This window comes from Paenibacillus sp. FSL R10-2199 (assembly GCF_038000235.1).
GTDB classification, from domain to species: Bacteria; Bacillota; Bacilli; order Paenibacillales; family Paenibacillaceae; genus Paenibacillus_AQ; species Paenibacillus_AQ phytohabitans.
Genome location: NZ_JBBOBO010000002.1, coordinates 279,022 through 300,200 on the forward strand (window position 1 = coordinate 279,022; position 21,179 = coordinate 300,200).

Here is a 21,179-nt window from a genome sequence, read left to right on the forward strand (position 1 = left end):
ACAACAAGTACTGATTTTATACGGAGGACTCCGGGATAAGGGGGTCGCACCGATTGTATTCGGTTTTTCGCATACATTGGGCCCATTTGCGCTATCCGCCGCACATTGTATTCGGTTTTTCGCATACATTGGGCCCATTTGCGCTATTCGCCGCACATTGTATTCGGTTTTTCGCATACATCGGGCCCGCTTGCGCTATCCGCCGCACATTGTATTCGGTTTTTCGCATACATCGGGCCCGTTTGCACTATCCGCCGCACATTGTATTCGGTTTTTCGCATACATCGGGCCCGTTTGCGCTATCTGCCGCACATTGTATTCGGTTTTTCGCATACATCGGGCCCGTTTGCGCTATCCGCCGCACATTGTATTCGGTTTTTCGCATACATTGGGCCCATTTGCGCTATCCGCCGCACATTGTATTCGGTTTTTCGCATACATCGGGCCCATTTACTCTATTCGCCGCACATTGTATTCGGTTTTCCACATACATTAGGTCCGTTTGCGCTGTCAGCCGCACATTGTATTCGGTTTTTCGCATACATCGGGCCCGGTCCTTGTTCATCGCATTTCCCACCGCATACTCCTGCATAATCTTCAACATTGCGCTACATCCGGTTCGGCTGCAAGCAGAAAAGCGCTCAGCCGCATTATCCAGCAGCCGAACGCTTTTCCAAACCTCATTGTCCTTGCGGCGCCCCCGCCTCTACCTGCGGTAGAAGGTGAAGGTGCCGTTTTTCATCTTCTTCTCGATCCATTTCAGCAGAAAAACCCGGTATAGCGGCCGGGTCAGCGGAAATACCAGTGTAAAGCCGATCAGATCCGTGACGAAGCCCGGCAGAATCAGCAGCAGACCACCAAAAAAGATACATAAGCCGTCCAGCATGGTCCGTCCGGGCACCCGTCCTTCCTGCATATGTGTTCTGCTGTCCTGCAGCACTTTTTTGCCTTCAAACCGCATCATGAGCAGACCGATGACCGAAGTGGCCAGCATGATCAGCAGGGTCTTGGGCGCTCCAAGAAAACTTGAGACATAGATGAAACCGAATAATTCCACGGCCGGGACGGCAAATAATGCAGCCCACAGCCATTTGTTCCTGATCATACTGCTCCTCCTTCTTCTTCCTTAAGCGCCGTAGTGATAGCGCGGAACAGCTCAGGCTGCGCCCTGTCGATACGCACAGGCTTCCATTCCTTGTTCAGCCAGACATGGCTCGTCGTGCCGCTGACAAGCAGTTCGCCGGGAAGAGGTTCACTGTCCGCCGGATGCGCCTTACGGGTCCCGGAGCGTCCGGAGGCTCCGGACGCTCCGCCTTCCCCGTGCTCTTCCGCCACACGGCGGATTTCATATTCATAGACAACCCTTAGCGCCGAGAAGGTTGTTAACCGTGCATACACGGCAATAAGATCATCATATCGCGCCGGGCTTTTAAATTGCAAATCTGCAGAGGTCACAGGCAATAACAGCCCCAGGCTCTCAAGTGTGCGGTAGGCAAAGCCCAGTCCGCGGAACATCTCCGTACGCCCGCTTTCAAACCAGGTCAAATAATTGGCATGATAGACCACACCCATCTGATCGGTTTCCTGATAACGCACACGAAATGAAGTTTCATGCCAGCGGCTGGACCACCCCGGTTTATGTGAATTCATATTCATGCTCCTTTCTGTAATGGCAGGCGGGCAGCTAAGCGCTGACTCCGCCGGAAGAGGCCTTCAGCGGCAGCTTGCTGCGTGAGCTCCGGGCGACATAGAACAGCAGAGCCGCGCCGGCCGCCGCACTCAGCATACAGGACAGATTCATAAGGCCGACCCCGCCCTGATTCAGCAGCATTCCGTTCAGCAGATTGCCCAGAATACCGGCAAAGCCGGAGAATACGATGTTAAATACGCTTTGTCCCGTCGCCTGCATCTCCGCAGAGGTAATCTTCGATACATATTCAACTGCAGCAATATAAAAGAAGCCGAAGGATAGGCCGTGCAGCACCTGTACCCCAATCATGACCGATGGATACGGGAAGGCCACCTGAATCCCCCAGCGCAGCACATAGATCAGCGCACCCAGCAGCAGCGTCCGCTCCATGCCCAGCCTGCGGATAACCTTAGAGGCGAAGAACATGGATGGTACGTTAGTGATCGACGCCAGAAACAGGGCGATCCCCGCATAGCTGGTCGAGCCGCCGACCGACTGGAAGGCTAGGACGAAATAAGTACCGAACGCCGTCATCGTCTGGTTCACCAGGAAGCTTCCCCGAGAAAGGCCAGGAATATACGGTTGCCGAGCAGCTTTTTGACGCCCTGGGAGAAGGACTGGCTCATCATGTGATTCTCTTCCGCCTGTTTCGGCAGGGTGAAGGCAATGGCCACTGCAACGGCATTCAGCAGCAGAAACGGCAGCCAGATCGTGGATACCGAGAATTTAGATACATATTGCCCCCCGGCTATGGCTCCTACAGCGGCTCCTATGCTCATCATCATCCGGATGCTGCCGTAAGTCGATCCGGCTCTGTTCGCCGCTGCTATGGCGTAAGAGTCGGCAATAGGAGCCTGTGTGGAGGAGAAGATCGTGGATACCGTGTACACCAGCATCAGCACAATGAAATACTCCGACCGGTACAGCACCGCAAGCAGCGCCGGAACCGCCACACTCAGAAGAAGCACCAGCCGCGCCTGGTTATATCTATCAGAGATCACTCCCCATAGGGGCTGCACACAGATCGCGATCAGTGTGCCCGTAGCCATCAGCATGCCGATCTGGCTGACGTTAAGTCCGTTCGATTTGAGCAGCAGTGACAAATAAGAGCCGAAGGAGCCCCCGGCGAGTCCCAGAAACAGATAAAACCCGCGCAGCTTCGATATTTTTTCCATTGGAGTTATAAGTCCTCTCTCTTCCTTTTTAACAGAATACCCAACCTTAAGAGCCTCTTACTGCATTAAATAGAGCAGAACATATTATGAGGCGGTGGACAAGTGGGCCAAGTCAATAGATTGCTAAGCAGCAAACCCTGTCTGAAAGATAAACTCAACACAGGCAGAGCCGTCAGCTCAGGCTTCGGCTGGACATCCAGCAACTGGAGCGGTTATGCCATCTCGGGCAAAAAAGGCACTTACCGGCGGATATCGGCCGACTGGATTGTCCCTTATGTAAAACCTACGGTCAAAGCCACGTATTCTTCGGCCTGGATCGGCATCGACGGCTTCCGGAACAGCAGCCTGATTCAGACCGGAACCGGCCATGAATCGGTAAACGGAACCGTCCGGTACTATGCCTGGTGGGAAATTCTGCCCGCTGCCGAGACCGTTATCCCCTTGCCTGTATCTCCCGGAGACCATATGCGTGCTTCCATCGTCAAGCTCAGTCCGGGTAAATGGTGTATCACTCTGCGCAATCTCAGCAAAAACTGGGTTTTCCGTACTGTCCAGCGCTATCAGGGGCCGCAAACCTCTGCCGAATGGATCATGGAAGCTCCCCAGGTGGGACAGAATATCGCACCGTTGTCCAAGGTATCACTGGTAAGATTCACCTGCTGCCGGGTTAACGGATGCAGTCCCAAGCTCAAGGCTCAAGACGGCGGCATTATGGTCCAGAATAAAACGCTGCTGGCCGTGCCGACTCTGCCGGGTCCCCGCGGCGATTCCTTCTCGGTCCGGCGGATCTACCGCAAAAGCCATCCTGCTGTGTACTCCAGAAACCCTATATTTACAAGAACCTGATTGCCCGGTTTCTCAAAACTCTCAATTCAATATATACATTTGCACCGTTTATATCAACCCGCAAGCGGAAACGGCTGTGCCTTCCTGCACAATAAAAAGAGCAGCGGCTAAGAACGCCACTGCTCTAATAGGTGTATTCTGTTAATGCTGCAGAACCTATTCCAGTTCCTAGTCGGCTGGAATCGTGTCTACCTTCACCAGGTTAGTGGAACCGGAACGGCCCAGCGGGATACCTGCAGTAATGACTACAAGATCTCCGGCTTTTACCAGACCGGAAGCTTTACCGCCTTGAAGTGCAGTTTCCAGCAATTCGTCAGTCGAAGTAGCTTCTTTGCCGAATACTGGAGTTACGCCCCAAACCAGCGCCAGCTGACGCATAGTTCTTTCCTGGGTAGTTACAGCAATGATTTGTGATTTAGGACGGTATTTGGAAACCACGCGTGCAGTGTGGCCAGTTACAGTCGAAGAAATGATAGCTTTAGCGTTCAGATCCAGAGCGGAAATCGCTACAGATTGGCTGATCGCTTCAGTTACCGTAGTTTCTTGAGCAATTTGCTGCTTCATGAAGATTTCACGGTGGTTCAGGGCAGATTCCGCCTTCTCAGCAATGCGGGACATTGTGAGTACGGATTCTACCGGATATTTCCCGGCAGCAGTTTCACCGGACAGCATGATTGCATCTGTTCCGTCGAAGATAGCGTTCGCTACGTCACTCGCTTCAGCGCGGGTAGGACGCGGGTTGCGCTGCATGGAATCCAGCATTTGGGTAGCTGTGATTACCGGTTTGCCGGCGATGTTACATTTCTGAATCATCAGCTTCTGAGCCAGAGGCACATCTTCAGCAGGAATTTCTACGCCAAGGTCGCCGCGGGCAACCATAAGGCCGTCGGAAGCTGCCAAAATTTCATCAAGGTTATCGACACCTTCTTGGTTCTCGATTTTGGAGATGATTTGGATGTGGGAAGCGTCGTGCTTCTCAAGCAATGCACGGATTTCCTGAACGTCGCTGGCTTTGCGAACGAAGGAAGCGGCGATAAAATCGATGTCCTGTCCGATCCCAAAAACGATATCATTGGTGTCTTTTTCCGTAATACCCGGCAGGGAGATGGATACTCCTGGTACGTTAACGCCCTTCTTGCTCTTGATTGTACCGCCGTTAACAATACGGGTCTTGATTTCGGTGCCTTGAATGTCGACAACAGTAAGACCGATAAGGCCGTCGTCGATCAGGATAGTCGATCCTACTTGAACATCGTTAGGAAGGTTGTTATACGTGATGGAGATACGGTTCTGGTCGCCCAGGATTTCTTCCGTAGTCAATGTCAGGTATTCGTCCTGAACCAGTTCAATCGGTTCTACTTCCAGCTTACCAGTACGAATCTCAGGTCCTTTGGTGTCGAGCAGAATGGCAACAGTCTTGCCAAGTTCTTTGGAAGCTTGACGGATCGTGTTGATCCGGGCACCGTGCTCTTCAAAATCGCCGTGGGAGAAGTTCAGACGGGCCACATTCATACCAGCCAAAATCAATTTTTTGATATTCTCCAACGATTCACTTGCAGGTCCGATCGTACATACAATTTTACTTTTCCGCATTAGGTTTTCCTCCGTTTTTTCGTTCTCTCTGTCTCACTTTTTCCAACTACAAAATCTACTATAAGGCTTGCTCTCTGTATAGGAACTTTATCACATGTAGTCACATGTACCTTTTATTGCGCCCTTATGAATATTACTGCAAGTTGAAAACAAAATCAATGTTAGTGCCTGTTTTTGCTGTAAATTAAAGTCGAATTTTATAAGAATGCCGTCAAAATAAAAATCACCCCGCAAAGTCTGCAGGATGATTGGAGTGGGAATAAATGGTTAAAGTATTCCGACCGGCTTACGGACAGGAATACACTGGAATATGTCAGAAAGTGCAAATGATAAGTGTAGATTACTCTATAATCTGCACTTCCTCCTCAGGCGCATCCTGTTCCTGGAGGGACTCCGAGAACTCGCCGATTTTGCGGAATTTAAGGTAACGGTCTTCCTTAAGTTCTGCCGAATCCATCACGGATAATTCCTGCAAATGTCGCCATACCGCATCCTTGATTGCCGCTGCCGTTGCCTCGTAGTCACGGTGTGCCCCGCCTTTGGGTTCAGGAATGATCTCCTCGATCACTTCCATCTCCAGCAGGTCAGACGCCGTAATCTTCATTGCTTCAGCTGCCTGCTCCGCTTTGGTGGCATCCTTCCACAGAATGGACGCCGCCCCGTTGGGGGAGATCGCCGAATAGATGGCATGCTCCAGCATCAGGACCCGGTTGCCCACGGCCAAAGCCAAGGCACCGCCGCTGCCGCCTTCGCCGATAACGATGCAGATGACCGGTACGGCCAGCTGAGACATCTCGTACAAATTCCGGGCGATCGCTTCGGACTGTCCGCGTTCCTCTGCCGTATTGCCGGGATAAGCCCCTTTGGTATCGACAATGGTGATAATCGGACGGCCGAATTTCTCTGCCTGCTTCATCAGACGCAATGACTTGCGGAAGCCTTCCGGATGCGCGCTGCCGAAGAAACGCAGAATATTCTCCTTCGTATCCTTACCGCGCTGCTGTCCGATTACGGTGACCGGACGGCCGTTCAGCTTGGCGATCCCGCCAACTACGGCAAGATCATCACCATACAAGCGGTCGCCATGCAGCTCCATGAAATCGGTGAAGATAAGTCCGATCAGATCCAGTGAGGTCGGACGGCCGTGATGCCGGGCCAGATGCATCTTCTGGGCCGGGGAGATATCCGAATATACTTCATTCTCAAGGATGTGGTAACGCTCCTCAAGACGGGCTACCTCATCTTTGAAATCAATACCCTTTTCTTCGCCAAACTGCTTCAGTTCAGCAATTTTCTTGCGCATTTCTACCAGAGGCATTTCAAAAGGCAACTCTCCTGCCAACCTAAAATCCCCCTTTCACATCATGCAGCTCCAGCAGCTTGGTTAACGTGGAGCGCATTTCCTTGCGGTGCACAACCATATCCAGCTGGCCGTGCTGCAAATTGAATTCTGCTGTCTGGAAATCTTCCGGCAGCTTCTGGCGGATCGTCTGTTCAATCACAATCCGTCCGGCAAAACCGAATACCGCACCGGGCTCGGCAATAATAATATCACCCAGGCTGGCGAAACTCGCCGACACCCCGCCTGTTGTGGGATCAGTAATTACGGAAATATACAGGCCTCCGGCTTCGCTGAACCGGGCCAGTGCGCTACTTGTCTTCGCCATCTGCATGAGACTGAGTATGCTCTCCTGCATTCTCGCTCCGCCCGAGGTGGAGAAGATCAGCATCGGAAGTCTCCGCTCTGTTGCTTCTTCAACCGCTCTGGTAATCTTCTCGCCGACTACGGACCCCATGCTCCCGGAGAAGAACTCAAAGTTCATCACCGCTACAATCACCGGATGGCCACCAATAGTGCCCTGGCCGGTGATTACAGCTTCAACCTGTCCAGTTTTGGACTGCTGTTGTTCCAGCTTAGAGGCATAGCCGGGGAACTGCAGCGGATCAACGGACGCCATTTCGCTGTCAAACTCAATGAACCCTTCAGGGTCCAGCGTCATCGCAATCCGTTCCGAAGCGTTCAGGCGCATATGATAGCCGCAGGATGGGCATATTTTCAAATTCTTCTCCAGTTCCTTGCTGTACTGGATCGTTCCGCATTTGTTGCATTTGTTCATAAGTCCTTCTGGAATCTCACGTTTGGGGCGCTCGCCTTCCGCCGGTCCGCCGCTTCGCTCCAGACGCTCTGAAGGAATGATCGCGTACTTCCGTTTTTTCTGAAATAAATCTTTGAACAAGGGTCGCACCTCTTCAGCCGTTTATTTGCGTAGATAGCAGCTTGCCGCTGTCATGACCGCTCATGTATCTCTAAGTTGTAATTCTCAAGGATGCAGAATCAGATTCAGGACCTCCTGCACTTCTTCAAGCTCTCCTGAAGGAACCAGAATCTCAAACTGCTGCTTGGACATATTAATCGGACGGCATTTTATCAGAAATCCTTCTTCCGTAAGCTTCCTCTGAATCATCTCCGCCACTTTGGCGGTCGGCGCTATATAGATTACCGTCCACATGCCCTGCAAGGCCTCCCTAATCTCAAATCCCAGCCGTATCCTGTATATAATGGAATCATGATAACACAGTTTTCTTTTTTCCCGCAACAGGCTCGGCAGGATGGCTGCTGGACCGGGAGGCCGCTTCCAACAAATGCAAGAGCTGCAATTATGCCTCTCCGGAGGCAGGAGAATAGACCTTCGCCCCTTCGTGGCGGTGGGCAATTCTGGCCGATGCCGCAGCTGCAATCCCGGCTACCAGATCATCAAGAAATACATGAATGCTACCCTTATCATCATTCAATTTGCCGATAATTCCAAGCTTTATTTTGTCCAGATAACCGAAACCTGTCAGCCCGATCATCCCGTATACACCCGTGATGCCTAGCGCCAGAGTCTCGTCCGCCCCGTAGAGCGATTCATCCGCCTCCAGCACTGCCTGAAGCGGCTGCGGCAGCAGCTTCTTCTCCGCCAGCTCATCCAGCGCGACACCTGTCATCAGCGTGTACTGTACTTCTCTTTTGCCCAGCACCGCCTTGACGCTTACGAGGCACTCTTCCTCAGTCAAATCGGGATAATAGGCCGATTGCAGAATATATACGATCTCAGCGATAGAATCAAGCGAAACTCCCCGGCGCTCCAGCAGGTCTGCTGCCAATTGATAGGACATGATGTGATTCCCCTTTCCGCACGGGACAATGCCCTGTGGTTCCCTAATGTATGCGGAAAAGGGCGGAAATGTGCTTATTTTAAATATAAGAAAATATGTTTAAGCTGTATGGGAATTTCCCGGTTCATCCGCTTTTTGCGGCAGAGACCGGATTACTTTGCAGAATCCTGCACAACGTGCAACATTTTCCTCATTTAATGAATGAAAATCCAAAATTGTTGTACAAAAGGCAGCAACTCCTCTTGTCCAGGCGGCTTAGCGGGAGAATTCCTGTATTTGATACAACAATTCTCCCGTACACCCGGCTAATTATGAATCAAAGCTGCAAAACGTACAACATTCTTGTCTGCAGTGCTTACCTGGAAGTCTCTATACTGCCGGCAGCGAATCTAGTGTAAGCAATGAACGTAATCCGCTAACCCCACGGCGATTGATCCGTTAATTATTGGGTTGAATCACATACCTTTGAAGCGGATACCTGAAAGGGATACGTTGTATTGCTGCTTCGGATGCAAAGCCTCCTTAGCGGACGGCAAGCCGTTCCTACCTGATTCTGACGGTTCCTGCTCCCAGCATGCTCTCTATTGCCGCAAACAGCTCCTCCGTGGGCTCGATCCGGTAGCTGTCGCTGAGCGCCAGCACCTTCTGGTTGCGCTCGTAGAACAGCAGCGTTGCGGCTGGTCCCGGATGGGTCTGCAGCAGTGCCTGGAGGCGCGGCAGCAGACCTTTGAGCTCAGCGCCCGGCGTGATCTTGATGAAGACACGCTGGGTGCTCTGCGCTGAGCTTGCGGAGCGCTCTGCAGGAGCGGGCTGCCCCGTGCGCAGCGGGGCAGGGCTTCCCGGCCGCGTAGCTGACGCGGCCGGGGATTGGGGCGCGGCCTGCGCAGCGGCCGCGTTAGCGCGCGCACCGGGCGGCTGTGCCGCCGGTGTGCGCGTGCCCGGTGCAGCGGCTGCGCCAGCTGCACTGCCGCTGCGGGCGCCGGGGCTTCCGGCGCCCGTACGGGCTGCAGGAGCTGCCGCTGGCGCTCCTGCGGGGGCGTTCCGGCCCGCGTAGGCGGGCCGGGCGCCTCCGGCGCTGCGGCGCTGCAGCAGGCCGCGCACGCTGTCCGCGGTGAGCGGTGCCACCTCCTCGGCCAGCAGCTTGAAGCCCTCGTCCTCCTGCTGCACCTTGGCGCGCAGGGCCAGCAGCGCGCCCTTCTCGATCAGGCCGCGGCTGCGTTTCCACACCTCTGGGAAGAGTACGACCTCGCAGCGCTCGATCTGGTCTTCCCATTCGACAAAGGCCATCGCCTTGCCGGCCTTTGTCGTAATTTCCTTAACCGACACGACCATGCCGGCTGTTACCGTCATACTCTCGTCTGCCATTTCGCCAAGATCCATCAGCTTCTGCATCCCCGGCTCCTCCAGCAGGGCCGCACTGTCGTCCAGCGGATGGCCGGACAGGTACAGGCCCAGCAGCTCACGCTCCAGCTCCAGCTGCTGGGTCACGGAGAATTTCGGGATATCCGGATAACGGATTTCCCAGTTCGGCGTCTCAATCAGATCGTCGAACAGCTGGATCTGCAGCTCATCGCGCTCCTTGCGCCACTTCGCTGCCGCATCGACTGTCTCATCCAGCATCGCCAGCAGCTGGGCCCGGTGGCCGGGAAGCCGGTCGAAGGCGCCTGTCTGCAGCAGTGATTCAATCACGCGCTTGTTGCAGACGCGCAGATCGACACGGCGGCAGAAATCAAGCAGGCTGTCGAACGGACGCTCCTTGCGGACCGCCATAATATTCTCCACCGCCAGCGTCCCGACATTCTTGACCGCTGCCAGTCCGAAGCGGATGTGCCCGCTGCCTTCGCCGGGTACAGGGGTGAACAGCACGCCGCTCTCGTTAACATCGGGCGGCAGCACGCCGACCCCGCTGCGGCGGCATTCCAGTACATACTCTGCCACCTTGCGGTGCGTCCCCATAACTGCGGTCAGCATTGCTGCCATGAACTGCACAGGATAATGCGCCTTGAGATACGCAGTCTGGAACGCCAGTACGCCATAGGCGGCAGCATGGGCACGCGGGAAGCCGTAGTTGGCAAACCGCACGATCATGTCATACACCTCATTGGCATCTGCCTCCTGATAGCCCTGCTTCAGACTGCCCTCCACAAAGTGGCTGCGTTCCTTGTCCAGCGTCTCCCGCTTCTTCTTGGACACCGCCCGGCGCAGCAGATCGGCTTCGCCGAGCGAGAACCCCGCCATCAGGGAGGCAATCTGCATGATCTGCTCCTGGTAGACAATGATGCCATAAGTATCAGCCAGAATCGGCTTCAGATCAGCATGAGGATATACGACCTCGAACTCCCCGTGCTTGCCCCCGATGAATTTCGGAATAAATTCCATCGGACCCGGACGGTACAGAGCCACCACGGAGACAATATCTTCAAAACCGCTGGGCTTCAGATCCTTCAGCACCCGCCGTACACCCGCGGATTCCAGCTGGAACACGCCGGTGGTCTCGCCTGCCCCGAGCATCTCGTAAGTCAGCGGATCATGATCCGGGATGAAGCGGAAATCAGGGACGCTGCCGGTCATTTCCTTCACCCAGTTCATGCAGCGTTCAATAATCGACAGGGTCCGCAGCCCCAGGAAGTCCATCTTCAGCAGGCCTACACTCTCCAGATGCTCCATGGAGTACTGGGTCAGCGCTGTACTCTCACTGCCCGCCTGGAGCGGAACGGCATCGGTCAGCGGCCCCTTGGAGATGATCACTCCGGCAGCATGCGTTGAGGCATGACGCGGCATGCCTTCAACCTTCATCGCCATGTCGAGAAGCCCTCGGGTCTTCGGATTGGTATCATACAGAGCCTTCAGCTCTGGCGTGCTCTCCAGCGCCCGGGTGATGCTGATGCCGAGCTGGCCCGGAATCAGCTTCGCCGCCTTGTCCACCTCGTTATACGGCAGATTCAGCGCACGGCCTACATCCCGAACAGCTGCTCTTGCCGCCATCGTTCCGAAGGTGATGATCTGCGCCACATGCTCCTTGCCGTATTTGTCCACCACATAGGCAATAACCTCATCACGGCGTTCGTCACTGAAGTCAATATCAATATCGGGCATCGTAATCCGCTCCGGATTCAGGAAACGCTCGAAGAGCAGATTGTATTTCAGCGGATCTACATCCGTAATCTTCAGCGTATATGCTGTAAGACTGCCTGCCGAGGAACCACGGCCGGGGCCGGTAATAATACCATTCCGGTGGCAAAAAGCGATGAAATCCCAAACAATCAGGAAATAATCGCTGAATCCCATGCTCTCAATGACGCCCAGCTCATAGGCCAGCCGTTTCTCGGCCGTTTCCTTCTGCTCCGGAGATGCCCACAGCGGCGTATCCGCATAGCGCTCCTCCAGCCCGCTGCGGCACAGCTCACGCAAATAAGCGGCGGCATCCAGCCCTTCCGGCAGAGGGGAATACTCCGGCAGAATATGATTGCCGAACGTCAGCTCCAGATTGCAGGCTTCTGCAATGCGCAGCGTATTCTCCAGCGCCTGCGGCACATGCGGGAACAGCGAGGCCATCTGCTCGCCGCTCTTGAAGAACAGCTGATCCGTGCCGATCTTCAGGCGGTCCTCATCATCCACAGATTTGCCTGTGCCAATACAGATCAGCACATCCTGAACCTCGGCATCTTCCTTGTCCATATAATGCACGTCATTCGTAGCCACCAGGGGAATATCCAGCTCGGCAGCAAGCTGAATCAGCTTCGGATTCACCCGCTTCTGTTCAGGCATCCCATGATCCTGCAGCTCCAGGTAGAAGTCCGCGCCAAAAATCTCCTTGTAACGCAGCGCCGCCTTACGCGCTTCCTCCTCACGCCCATGCAGCAGATGCTGCGGCACCTCTCCGCCAAGACAGGCGCTGAGGCAGATGATGCCCTCGGCATGCGCCGCCAGTGCCTCCATATCAATCCGCGGCTTGTAGTGCTGGCCCTCCAGATGGCCGATGGAGATCAGCTTCATCAGGTTCCGGTAGCCGATCTCGTTCTTCACCAGCAGAATCAGGTGATAGATCGGCTGATCCTTGCGGCTGCCCCGCTCACGGCGCGAGCCTGCGGTCAAATAAGCTTCACAGCCGATAATCGGCTTGATGCCGTTCTCCTGGCAAGCTTTATAGAAAGGGATAGCCCCGTACATCACTCCATGATCCGTCAGCGCCAGCGATTTCATGCCGTATTCGCCGGCCCGGCGCACCAGATCCGTAATGCGCGCCGCCCCGTCCAGTAAACTGTATTCGCTGTGCACATGCAAATGCACGAAAGGGCTCATTATCCCCACTTCCCTTCAGTTCCAAAATCAAAACATAAGATGAAACTATTTTATCATATTAGAGGGGGAACCGCCCATAGAATGGATTAAGAGCATAAGGACAGGCAGCGGATAAGTAATTGCCTGGACCGGGAAGGAGCCTTATGATGAATATTTTCCTGAGCAAAGCCGTCCTCGACTTCTTCATCGCCTTCGGCATTGTATTGGGCGGTTCCCTGCTGGGCGGGATCGGAGCCGTGGTCTCCCTGCAGCCGCCTACGCACACCATGCTGGATATCGCTGACCGGATCAAAATCTGGGCACTGGCCGCCGCCGTCGGCGGAACGATCGACCCGATGCGGGTCATTGAGAGCAACATGCTGGGAGGCAACCTATCCCCCGCCATCAAGCAGATTCTCTATCTGGTCTTCGCCTTTCTGGGCGCTCATATGGGCAGTGAGCTAGTCAAATGGGTGTGCGGCAAGTAGAAACGGAAGGATAATGGATAGCGCTGAGCAGATACATTCATATATTTAAAGGGGGGATGAATCCATGCGCCTGCCGCCGTTTCACCGCTACCGGCGTTTCTCGCAGATTGCTGCCGTTTTTGTGCTGGGAATGATTGTGGGCGCCGTGGTATATAACGCCATTTATCATATGGGGTACAACGTGCTCTGGCTAAGCAATCAGGAACTCCGGATACAGATCGAGGAGTACCGCGATGACATTGACACGCTCAAAAAATACAACAATACCTCCACCGTAATCCGGGAGATTAAGGTCCGCACCGAGGACAGCAAAGTTAAGGAAGGCACCGCTGTGCTGGACACAGTAACTGTTAAGGAAATCCTCAGGAAGCTGGTCAGCGATCTGGAGCCGATGCGCGGGCGCAGCATGTTTGAAATCGATTCCGACGGGAAGCTGGCACGCCTGCTGCTGGACGGCAAAATCTACATTGTACGCGAGAAGGAATACACCGTCAAAATCCGCACTATGCTCGTTATGGAGGGTGTGCTGCAAATCTGGGTGGAGATCGGTCCTTATAAGCGCACCTGAGTCCTAATCATGGTACAATAGTGGGCAAATCATAGAATTGTAGAGATAGGCCGAAGCACTGTTTCCCACCTTCCACTAAGGAGCTGTCTGTCCATGATTATGCTCATCAAGTATCTGCTGTTTGTTCTGCTGGTTGTCTTTATGATCAGCGCCGCGATGTATAGTTTCTCCTCCCGCAGGGCCGTAGACCCGCTCATCAAAGGGCTTAAGCGATCAATTATGAACGTGCTGCTCGGCGCAATGCTGGTAACGCTCTCACTAATGTCGATGTTCATCTTCCGCGGCTCGACGCTTAATGTTGTCATTGAAGCAGCTTTTCTGCTGCTGGGTATCTTCAACATCTTCTCGGGGCTGCGCAGCCACGGGTACTACAGCCGGCTCCGCAGCGGGAGCGGAAGCTGAGTGTTTACGGTGTCCGAACCGGTATCTGAATGGGAATTTTAATCCGGCTATTAATCGGTAGTTCAATCGCTATTTGAATCTTTGCATCGCTATTTGAATCGGTATTTATCTTTGAATCGCTAGCTAATTCGCTGCATCTCCCCACCCGGCTCTCCGGTAAAATCTATGCGAAGTGGAAATTGTACACTTATTTCTGGCCAAGCCGTACCTTTCAGGGAAGCAGTTGGAAAAAAGGCACTTATTTCGTCCGCTTTCCTCCCCTGGTGCAGATTCGGGCGGATTAGTTGTCCTTTTTCCACTTATTGTTCCAAAATCGGGAAGTCCAGGACAAATAGATGCCCTTTTTCCACTTACCTCCCGCTGCTCATAAGAGAGACCTATCCACTCAGTATCCTTGTAACCAGATGTCCAGTCTGTCGCCCACTCAGTGTCCATGTAACCAGATGTCCAGTCTGTCGCCCACTCAGTGTCCATGTAACCGGATGTCCAGCCCGTCGCCCACTCAGTCTCCATGTAACCAGATATCCAGTCCTTCGCCCACTTAGTGTCCCATGTAACCAGATGTCCAGTCCGTCGCTCATATAGTATTCAGCTGTTCAGCTGTTCAGCTTCTTAGCCTCGCAGCCATAATCCAACCAGTTGTTCCATGGCTTGCCGAATAACCCCGATTAGTCTCGAATGCCAAATAGACCAGAGTACTCTTCCGGTAATTACAGGATAGTCTGGTCTATTTAGTCTATATTCGTTTATGTTCGGTTCTGACTCGTCTGTATTCGTTTTATTCGATTCCGACTCGTCTGTATTCGTTTATATTGATTCTGACTAGTTTCTGACTCGTCTGTATTCGTTCTGTATTCATTTTCTGTGCGAAGAATGCATGTATGCCTACACTATTGCTGAATGTATATACTTGAGCGGTTTAGCCGTGGTCAATCGACTGCAGCATCAGGACGGCCTTGGCCACAATGGTCTCCATATGGCTGATCTCAATCTCCAGCTTGCAGGTACGGCGGCTGATCTCCAGCAGCTTCGGCATGACGATAATGGAATGCTCGATTTGCACCGGGCGGATGAAATAGGTGGACATGTTATCCAGCACATAGTCATTGCCGGTGATGTCCTTGGCCGCCTTAAATGCGGAAAGGGTCATCAGCGTGGACAATATCCCTTCCGAGATCGTCCCCAGATCCGTCGCCATCTGCGGTGTGATGAAGCCGTGGAAGAACAGCTTGCCCTCTTCATCGCGCTCATCGGCAAAACCGTTCCAGATCAGATGATCGAAGGTCTCCCCGAGCTGCGGCTGGTTGCTGGCATCACGCAGACTCTGCAGCACTTCCCTGCGGGTCAGCGACCCGACCAGCTTGCGGTTGCGGTCCACGATCGGCAGGAAGTCGATCCCTTCCCACATCATAATCTGCGCCGCCGAAGCCAGCGAGGTCTGCAGTGCGGCGGTCACCGGGCTGCGGATCATGGCCTTCTCGATGCTCTGCCCTTCTGCGAGATCCTCCACATCGCGGCGGCCCACGATGCCGATGACCCGGTTCCACTCATCGGTCACCGGGAAGCGCTGCTCGCCGCTCGCCAGGGACAATTCGCGTAATTCGCCGACTGTGCTGGAGATTTTGAGCGTATTCAGGCGCGGCTTGCCCTCCACAATATCTTCCACCAGCATAATCTTCTTCTTAATCAGCCGGTCAAAAATCGCCCGGTTAATCATCGAAGCTACTGTAAACGTATCATGCCGGGATGAAATCACCGGCAGGTCCAGTTCATCCGCCAGCGCCTTCACCTCGCGGCTGGTACCGAAGCCCCCGGTTACGAGCACCCCTGCCCCCTGCTCCAGTGCAAGTGAATGCACATCATCACGGTTACCCACGATCAGCAGGCTGTCGGCATCGATATAACGGATCATAGCATCCACTTTCATCGCGCCGATCACATATTTATGAAGATGTTTGTTCAGACCCTCCGCTCCGCCGAGGACATGTCCCTCGACAATGTCGACCACATCTCCAAACGTAAGCTGATCAGAAATATTGCGCGGCTTTTTTTCTACCCGGACCGTACCGATCCGCTCCTTGGTAATGACGATTCCCAGGTTCTCCGCTTCCTTCACCGCACGGTAAGCTGTACCTTCACTGACGCCCATTTCCTTGGCCAGCTTGCGGACGGAAATCTTCGTTCCCACCTTCAGGCTTTCAATATGCTGCAGCAGTTGTTCATGCTTTGTAATGTTATCGCCTTGACCTTCCAACTGTTACACCCCCATACCCCGATCTGTACTATTCTGTACCCATTATAACGCTGGTTACAACGGAGTACAACAGAACGGGTATGCTTCTTTCAAGAGATATGTCAGCCGTATGACAAGCGATGCCAGAGGCAATTAAGTTACAGCCGCGCTTATGCCCACACACATATAATGCATGCATGAGTACAGCCTTGAATATAGCTATAACACATCATTTCACAAGACATAAATACACTGTATAACCGCACATCCACATTACTGCAAACACAGCAAACCCCCAGTCCGCAGCTTTCGCGAAACAGGGGGCGAGCCGCTGCACCTTGCCTATAGGCCCGGCCAAATTCTATAATCTCTGGGACACCCGGGTTTCTTCGTTCCACTGGCCCTGCCATTGCTCCAGCTTAACCTTGCGGACCGCCTCCAGGCGTTTCTGCTTCTCTTCATCCACTCCGATGATAAAGTGCAGGTGCGAGGCAATCACCAGGAAGGCAAACGCACACCAGATAATACCGAAGCCCAGCACCCAGCCGGGGCCATTCTGAAAAGACAGCTTCGGCAGCGCGTACAGCAGCATCGCCAGAGCCGCCAGCAGATACACGGAATGCTTGAATTTGTTTCTTTTTTTCATTGTCGAACCGCTCCTTCGTTCTAAAGGGTTGTCAGGCTGAATCTGAATCTATATCTCTACTCTATGAACTTCAGGTCCGGATTATGAGACAAGTTGCTAATTTTTCATCCCGCTGATTTCGCTGCCTCCGGGTTTAGTCTAGCCTGAATGCCGGGGGTGTGAGATGATGGAGCCACGAAGAGGAGGAATTTACATTGAATAACATTTGGGGCCAGTCCGAGTACATAATCCGCAAAAAGGTATTCTCCGTCATGGGGGCGAAGCTGCATATTTACAACAGCTCGGAGGAGCTGGTGCTCTTTTCGCAAATGAAAGCGTTCAAATTGAAAGAGGATATAGCCCTGTACACGGACGAGAGCATGGAGAGAGAGCTGCTGCGCATTAAAGCCCGCAAAATGATAGATCTCAGCGCCACCTATGATGTCTATGATTCGGAGACCGGGGAATCTCTGGGCGCACTCCGCCGCAAAGGCCTGAAGTCCATCTTCAAAGATGAATGGGTGATTCTGGACACCGGCGATAACGAGATCGGATTCATTAAAGAGGACAGTGTGTTCATGGCGCTGCTGCGGCGTGTCATTACTCTAATTCCGCAAAAATATAATGTGGAGATCGGCAGCATGGTCATCCCGGCCTTCCGGCAGAACTTCAACCCTTTTGTCACCAAAATCATCGCCGACTTCTCCGAGGACCGCAAAGGTGTGCTCGACAGACGTATTGGCGTAGCTGCCGCGATTCTGCTCTGTGCCATTGAAGGCAAACAGGATTAGAAATAACCGGCCTTAGCATCAAAAAGAGGGTGATTCCGGAGCCAAATGGCCCTGGAATCACCCTCTTGCTATTATCAGGAGGATTCCCCTCCTATAGCGCTTATTGTTGTCCGCCGTACATTTGGGACAGGCTGTCGGTGATGATTTTGTTCACATCCTCGATGACTACACTAAGGCGGCGCTCTGCGTCGAACAGGCGGCGGATCCCGAGATTCAGGTTAAGCACCTCGAACAGCTTCTCCATCTTCTCCATTTCCTCCTGCGGAGGCATCTCTCCGCTCATCATCCGCTGCTGCAGCTCGATCTGGCTCTGACGGAAGTTGTCGAGCATCAGCTTGCTCTCCGGATCTGCTTCGATCACTTTCATCGCGCTGGTGATATCCGATACCTCGGTGCTGTCTTTAATGGCTCTCGCCAGTTCATGTGCCTTGTCAATTACGTTCATTATAAATCCTCCTAAAAGTTTTGTTGTGAGCTACATTTCCTGAGTTACTTCGTACAAAACTCACTTCGCTTAAGCTTTGTGCATCCGCCCAAATTTCGCGGTCACGTTATTTCCCCTCCAGCGGCCAGACTTCTGTCTGTGCGCCTGCACCTGTAGCCTGCACCTGTACTCCACCTGCCGAATGGTTTCACCGCTGCCGGACATTTAATCCGTCCGGCACGGCTTTTTAAAGAATAGGTCAATCACCAAGGGTCAGATGTCTCCATATGATGAATGATATGTAACCCTTAAGATTCATATTGCCGGCATCATGCTGCCTACCGGAAGGAGATCCACGATGTCCCAACTCAAGATCCCGGTCCAAACGGTCCACTCGGGCATCCTGCAGGAAAACGCTGTAATGCTAGGCGACAAATCCATGAAGAGGCTCAAAATACCGGCGCACGGAACAATCCAGCTTACCTTCGGCTCTTTCCGGCAGGAGGTTACCGTTATTCCGGTTCCCAAATCCGACAGCCTGCGCGTAAGCGAAGGGCTGGCGCGGCGGCTGGGCTTAAGGCAGCGCCTCAAGCTTAACGCTTCCTATAGTTCAGGCAGCCGCAATCTGCGGCTGGGGCCGCTGATTGGAGTTCTGGTGAGCCGGGACCATCCCGAGCATCCCGACAGAGTGTTCGGCCAGATCACGATGTTCTGCCGGGAACTGACCAATGCCTGCCATGCACAGGGCGCCTATGTATATTTCTTTACCCCGGAAGCGCTGGAAACGCGCAGCACTACCATCCAGGGCTGGGTATACGATGAGGGCTGGCGGAAGCTGAGTCTTCCTGTGGCCGATGTGATCAACAATCGGCTGACGACACGAAAGGTAGAGAACAAACCTAGCGTACAGCATTTTTTGGCGGATGTAAAATCCCGCTACGGAACTCATTTCTTCAATGAAAAGTTCCTTGACAAGACAGAGGTATTCGAAGCGCTGGCGCAAGATCCCGCCCTGCAGCGGTATTTGCCGGAGTCGCATGCCCTGAACGGCTTCGCCGTATTGAAAAGAATGTGCAGCAATTACCCAAGTGTGTTCCTGAAACCTGTACGCGGCAGCCTTGGCAAAGGCATTCTGCGCATCTCCAAAGAAGACGGCGGCGGCTACCGGCTGCTGTCAACAACACCGCTGGGGACACGCAAGCAGAGCTATCCCAGTCTGGCGAAGCTTTTTGGGTCCATTGCCCCGAAGATGAAAACGACCCGCTACCAGATTCAGCAGGGATTGCCCCTGATGGAGCTTGGACGGCGGCCGGTGGACTTCCGGGCACTCGTACAGAAGAACGGTACCGGCAAATGGGGCGTCACCTCCATTGTGGCCCGGACCGCCGGAAGTAATCACTTTGTCTCTAATCTCGCCCGGGGCGGGACGCTCAGTACGGTCCGCGAAGCCATCGGCAAAAGCAATCTCCCGCCCGGGGCGAAGGAAAGCTCCCAGGTTCAGCTCCCCCGGGCTGCACTGGCAATCGCCAGAGGCGTAGAGACTTATATCCCCGCGCATTTCGGGGAGCTGGGCATCGACCTTGCGCTGGACCAGTCCGGCAGAATCTGGCTGCTGGAGGTCAACTCCAAGCCGTCCAAGAATGACAACACGCCGCTGAACGACCAGAAGATCAGACCCTCCGTCAAACAAATGATTCTATACTGCCGCTATCTGGCCGGGTTGTAAGGAGGACATCATGACAGAAACAGCAATGGGGTTCCTTGGCATAATGACAGACCGCCGCCACGGGAATCCTCCCATCGCAGAGCCGGAGTTCTGCAGTCATCTATGCCGGGCGGCCCCGCTGTATGATCTGAAGGTCCTTGTTTTTCATCCGGAGGGTGTTGCGAAGGATGGCGCTTCAGTCAGCGGATATCTCTGGCAAGGCGGACAATGGGTGCCTGCCCAGGCGCCTCCGCCTGACATCCTGTATAACCGCTGCTTCTACCGGACTCCGGAGGAGAAGCAATCTGCAGCTGCCGCCTTGGCTGTATTATCCCGTTCGCTTCCCTGGTCACGCGGACTGCCGGATAAATGGGGGGTATACGAAATTCTGCGGCGCAGCCGCGCAGCCGCTGCCCTGCTGCCTGAAACGCTGGTCTACAGCGGACGGAAGGCGCTCGGCAACCTGCTGGCCGAAAGGGAATACGGTGTGTTCCTGAAACCCAAAACCGGCTCCCACGGCAAACGCACCCTGCATGCAGTACTCCTCGGCAAACACGAAGGCTGCGGAGTGAGTGTGCGGGGAAGAGACCGGATGAATGAACCTTTTCAATATGTTTTCGGTACGCTGGACGAAGGCCTGAACTGGATCCACCGCTTCATCGGCCAGCACCGCTATATCATACAGCCTTATCTGCATCTCACCGGCAGCGGGGGACAGCCGTTCGATGTGCGTGTGCTTATGCAAAAGAACGGCACCGGCGCATGGACCCTGACCGGCATGGCCGTTCGTCTGGGGGGCCGGGGATCTCTTACCTCGAATCTGCACGGCGGGGGAACCGCGGTTCCCGCTTTGCCCTTCCTGCTAGCCGAATACGGCGCAGCAGGCCGGGACCTGTATCAGGAGCTGATCTCAGCCGCCGCACTCCTGCCTCCCCTGCTGGAAGAATCCTGCGGGAGACTGGGAGAGCTCGGTCTAGACTTCGGCATCGATGCCGGAGGAAGACTGTATCTGCTTGAAGCTAATTCCAAACCAGGGCGCACGGTGTTCCGGCTGACGGGCGACCGCCGGGCTGCTAGGCTCGCCGCTGAGAATCCGCTGCGCTATGCGCGTCATCTGCTGCTTGCACCCTGGCAGCAAACCACAAGCTGCTTCAAAGGCAGTTCCGTTCAACGGGAGAATGATATCAATGGTTCCTAAG

General features: G+C 54.0%; 20 protein-coding genes. 7 read left to right on the forward strand and 13 right to left on the reverse strand.

What is annotated here, in order from left to right; all coding sequences use genetic code 11:
- Window positions 1–706 precede the first annotated feature (706 nt).
- From NYE33_RS29345 to NYE33_RS29360, 4 genes are read right to left on the reverse strand one after another with little or no spacing between them, the layout of a single operon-like run.
- Window positions 707–1,105, reverse strand: coding sequence for an FxsA family protein (locus tag NYE33_RS29345; protein WP_036695825.1), 399 nt, complete (start codon window positions 1,103–1,105; stop codon window positions 707–709).
- Complete coding sequence (locus NYE33_RS29350; RefSeq protein WP_042135417.1) at window positions 1,102–1,650, reverse strand: acyl-CoA thioesterase; 549 nt, start codon at window positions 1,648–1,650, stop codon at window positions 1,102–1,104. The genes NYE33_RS29345 and NYE33_RS29350 overlap by 4 nt, the downstream gene beginning before the upstream one ends.
- A 34-nt stretch (window positions 1,651–1,684) precedes the next feature.
- Window positions 1,685–2,236: an MFS transporter gene (locus NYE33_RS29355; protein ID WP_341068916.1), complete on the reverse strand. Its 552-nt coding sequence runs from the start codon at window positions 2,234–2,236 to the stop codon at window positions 1,685–1,687.
- On the reverse strand, window positions 2,233–2,865 hold the full coding sequence (locus NYE33_RS29360) for an MFS transporter (RefSeq protein WP_341068917.1): 633 nt from the start codon (window positions 2,863–2,865) through the stop codon (window positions 2,233–2,235). Before NYE33_RS29360 ends, NYE33_RS29355 begins: the two co-directional genes overlap by 4 nt.
- Window positions 2,866–2,967: 102 nt before the next feature.
- Between NYE33_RS29360 and NYE33_RS29365 the strand changes: the two genes are divergently transcribed.
- On the forward strand, window positions 2,968–3,711 hold the full coding sequence (locus NYE33_RS29365; protein WP_052421761.1) for a G1 family glutamic endopeptidase: 744 nt from the start codon (window positions 2,968–2,970) through the stop codon (window positions 3,709–3,711).
- A gap of 168 nt (window positions 3,712–3,879) precedes the next feature.
- Here the strand turns inward: NYE33_RS29365 and pyk are convergent, their stop codons facing one another.
- The 6 genes from pyk to NYE33_RS29395 all read right to left on the reverse strand — a co-directional run bounded on the left by pyk (window position 3,880) and on the right by NYE33_RS29395 (window position 12,765).
- The gene (gene pyk / locus NYE33_RS29370; protein ID WP_039307670.1) at window positions 3,880–5,304 is read right to left on the reverse strand and encodes a pyruvate kinase; all 1,425 of its coding nucleotides are present in this window, start codon (window positions 5,302–5,304) and stop codon (window positions 3,880–3,882) included.
- A gap of 340 nt (window positions 5,305–5,644) precedes the next feature.
- Complete coding sequence (locus NYE33_RS29375; RefSeq protein ID WP_340947187.1) at window positions 5,645–6,646, reverse strand: acetyl-CoA carboxylase carboxyltransferase subunit alpha; 1,002 nt, start codon at window positions 6,644–6,646, stop codon at window positions 5,645–5,647.
- 1 nt (window position 6,647) lies between these two features.
- Window positions 6,648–7,541 (reverse strand): acetyl-CoA carboxylase, carboxyltransferase subunit beta, encoded by an 894-nt coding sequence (accD, locus tag NYE33_RS29380; protein WP_039307665.1) that lies wholly within the window; start codon window positions 7,539–7,541, stop codon window positions 6,648–6,650.
- A gap of 84 nt (window positions 7,542–7,625) precedes the next feature.
- Window positions 7,626–7,814 (reverse strand): hypothetical protein, encoded by a 189-nt coding sequence (locus tag NYE33_RS29385; protein WP_036700684.1) that lies wholly within the window; start codon window positions 7,812–7,814, stop codon window positions 7,626–7,628.
- A gap of 148 nt (window positions 7,815–7,962) precedes the next feature.
- Complete coding sequence (locus NYE33_RS29390; RefSeq protein ID WP_039307658.1) at window positions 7,963–8,463, reverse strand: phosphatidylglycerophosphatase A family protein; 501 nt, start codon at window positions 8,461–8,463, stop codon at window positions 7,963–7,965.
- Window positions 8,464–9,006: 543 nt separating this feature from the next.
- Complete coding sequence (locus NYE33_RS29395) at window positions 9,007–12,765, reverse strand: DNA polymerase III subunit alpha (RefSeq protein ID WP_341068919.1); 3,759 nt, start codon at window positions 12,763–12,765, stop codon at window positions 9,007–9,009.
- Between the two features lie 146 nt (window positions 12,766–12,911).
- Here NYE33_RS29395 and NYE33_RS29400 point away from each other — a divergent pair, with 146 nt between their 5' ends.
- The 3 genes from NYE33_RS29400 to NYE33_RS29410 all read left to right on the forward strand — a co-directional run bounded on the left by NYE33_RS29400 (window position 12,912) and on the right by NYE33_RS29410 (window position 14,202).
- A complete protein-coding gene (locus tag NYE33_RS29400; protein ID WP_039309559.1) occupies window positions 12,912–13,232 on the forward strand; it encodes a YtrH family sporulation protein in 321 nt (106 codons plus the stop codon).
- 64 nt (window positions 13,233–13,296) lie between these two features.
- Window positions 13,297–13,800, forward strand: a complete 504-nt coding sequence (locus NYE33_RS29405) for a hypothetical protein (RefSeq protein ID WP_042135408.1) — start codon at window positions 13,297–13,299, stop codon at window positions 13,798–13,800.
- A gap of 93 nt (window positions 13,801–13,893) precedes the next feature.
- Window positions 13,894–14,202, forward strand: coding sequence for a YtpI family protein (locus tag NYE33_RS29410; protein ID WP_076242746.1), 309 nt, complete (start codon window positions 13,894–13,896; stop codon window positions 14,200–14,202).
- A 919-nt stretch (window positions 14,203–15,121) separates the two neighbouring features.
- On the opposite strand, the gene NYE33_RS29415 is transcribed toward NYE33_RS29410, so the two are convergent.
- A complete protein-coding gene (locus tag NYE33_RS29415; RefSeq protein WP_042135406.1) occupies window positions 15,122–16,456 on the reverse strand; it encodes a DRTGG domain-containing protein in 1,335 nt (444 codons plus the stop codon).
- A gap of 340 nt (window positions 16,457–16,796) precedes the next feature.
- Window positions 16,797–17,081, reverse strand: coding sequence for a hypothetical protein (locus tag NYE33_RS29420; RefSeq protein ID WP_340947194.1), 285 nt, complete (start codon window positions 17,079–17,081; stop codon window positions 16,797–16,799).
- A 194-nt stretch (window positions 17,082–17,275) separates the two neighbouring features.
- Here NYE33_RS29420 and NYE33_RS29425 point away from each other — a divergent pair, with 194 nt between their 5' ends.
- A complete protein-coding gene (locus NYE33_RS29425; RefSeq protein ID WP_340947196.1) occupies window positions 17,276–17,851 on the forward strand; it encodes a hypothetical protein in 576 nt (191 codons plus the stop codon).
- Window positions 17,852–17,951: 100 nt separating this feature from the next.
- Here the strand turns inward: NYE33_RS29425 and NYE33_RS29430 are convergent, their stop codons facing one another.
- On the reverse strand, window positions 17,952–18,296 hold the full coding sequence (locus NYE33_RS29430) for a YlbF family regulator (RefSeq protein ID WP_042135401.1): 345 nt from the start codon (window positions 18,294–18,296) through the stop codon (window positions 17,952–17,954).
- Window positions 18,297–18,633: 337 nt separating this feature from the next.
- Between NYE33_RS29430 and NYE33_RS29435 the strand changes: the two genes are divergently transcribed.
- Together NYE33_RS29435 and NYE33_RS29440 are read left to right on the forward strand one after the other, a co-directional pair.
- The gene (locus tag NYE33_RS29435) at window positions 18,634–20,001 is read left to right on the forward strand and encodes a YheC/YheD family endospore coat-associated protein (protein WP_042135399.1); all 1,368 of its coding nucleotides are present in this window, start codon (window positions 18,634–18,636) and stop codon (window positions 19,999–20,001) included.
- A 10-nt stretch (window positions 20,002–20,011) separates the two neighbouring features.
- Window positions 20,012–21,178: a YheC/YheD family endospore coat-associated protein gene (locus NYE33_RS29440; RefSeq protein ID WP_336099978.1), complete on the forward strand. Its 1,167-nt coding sequence runs from the start codon at window positions 20,012–20,014 to the stop codon at window positions 21,176–21,178.
- Window position 21,179 lies beyond the last annotated feature (1 nt).

Coding starts and splice junctions, on each gene's coding strand:
- NYE33_RS29435 (WP_042135399.1), top strand. CDS start 18,634: ATGTCCCAACTCAAGATCCCGGTCCAAACGGTCCACTCGGGCATCCTG.
- NYE33_RS29350 (WP_042135417.1), bottom strand. CDS start 1,650: ATGAATTCACATAAACCGGGGTGGTCCAGCCGCTGGCATGAAACTTCA.
- NYE33_RS29385 (WP_036700684.1), bottom strand. CDS start 7,814: ATGTGGACGGTAATCTATATAGCGCCGACCGCCAAAGTGGCGGAGATG.
- NYE33_RS29390 (WP_039307658.1), bottom strand. CDS start 8,463: ATGTCCTATCAATTGGCAGCAGACCTGCTGGAGCGCCGGGGAGTTTCG.
- NYE33_RS29420 (WP_340947194.1), bottom strand. CDS start 17,081: ATGAAAAAAAGAAACAAATTCAAGCATTCCGTGTATCTGCTGGCGGCT.
- NYE33_RS29440 (WP_336099978.1), top strand. CDS start 20,012: ATGACAGAAACAGCAATGGGGTTCCTTGGCATAATGACAGACCGCCGC.
- NYE33_RS29345 (WP_036695825.1), bottom strand. CDS start 1,105: ATGATCAGGAACAAATGGCTGTGGGCTGCATTATTTGCCGTCCCGGCC.
- NYE33_RS29410 (WP_076242746.1), top strand. CDS start 13,894: ATGATTATGCTCATCAAGTATCTGCTGTTTGTTCTGCTGGTTGTCTTT.
- NYE33_RS29400 (WP_039309559.1), top strand. CDS start 12,912: ATGAATATTTTCCTGAGCAAAGCCGTCCTCGACTTCTTCATCGCCTTC.
- NYE33_RS29405 (WP_042135408.1), top strand. CDS start 13,297: ATGCGCCTGCCGCCGTTTCACCGCTACCGGCGTTTCTCGCAGATTGCT.
- NYE33_RS29360 (WP_341068917.1), bottom strand. CDS start 2,865: ATGGAAAAAATATCGAAGCTGCGCGGGTTTTATCTGTTTCTGGGACTC.
- NYE33_RS29395 (WP_341068919.1), bottom strand. CDS start 12,765: ATGAGCCCTTTCGTGCATTTGCATGTGCACAGCGAATACAGTTTACTG.
- NYE33_RS29430 (WP_042135401.1), bottom strand. CDS start 18,296: ATGAACGTAATTGACAAGGCACATGAACTGGCGAGAGCCATTAAAGAC.
- pyk (WP_039307670.1), bottom strand. CDS start 5,304: ATGCGGAAAAGTAAAATTGTATGTACGATCGGACCTGCAAGTGAATCG.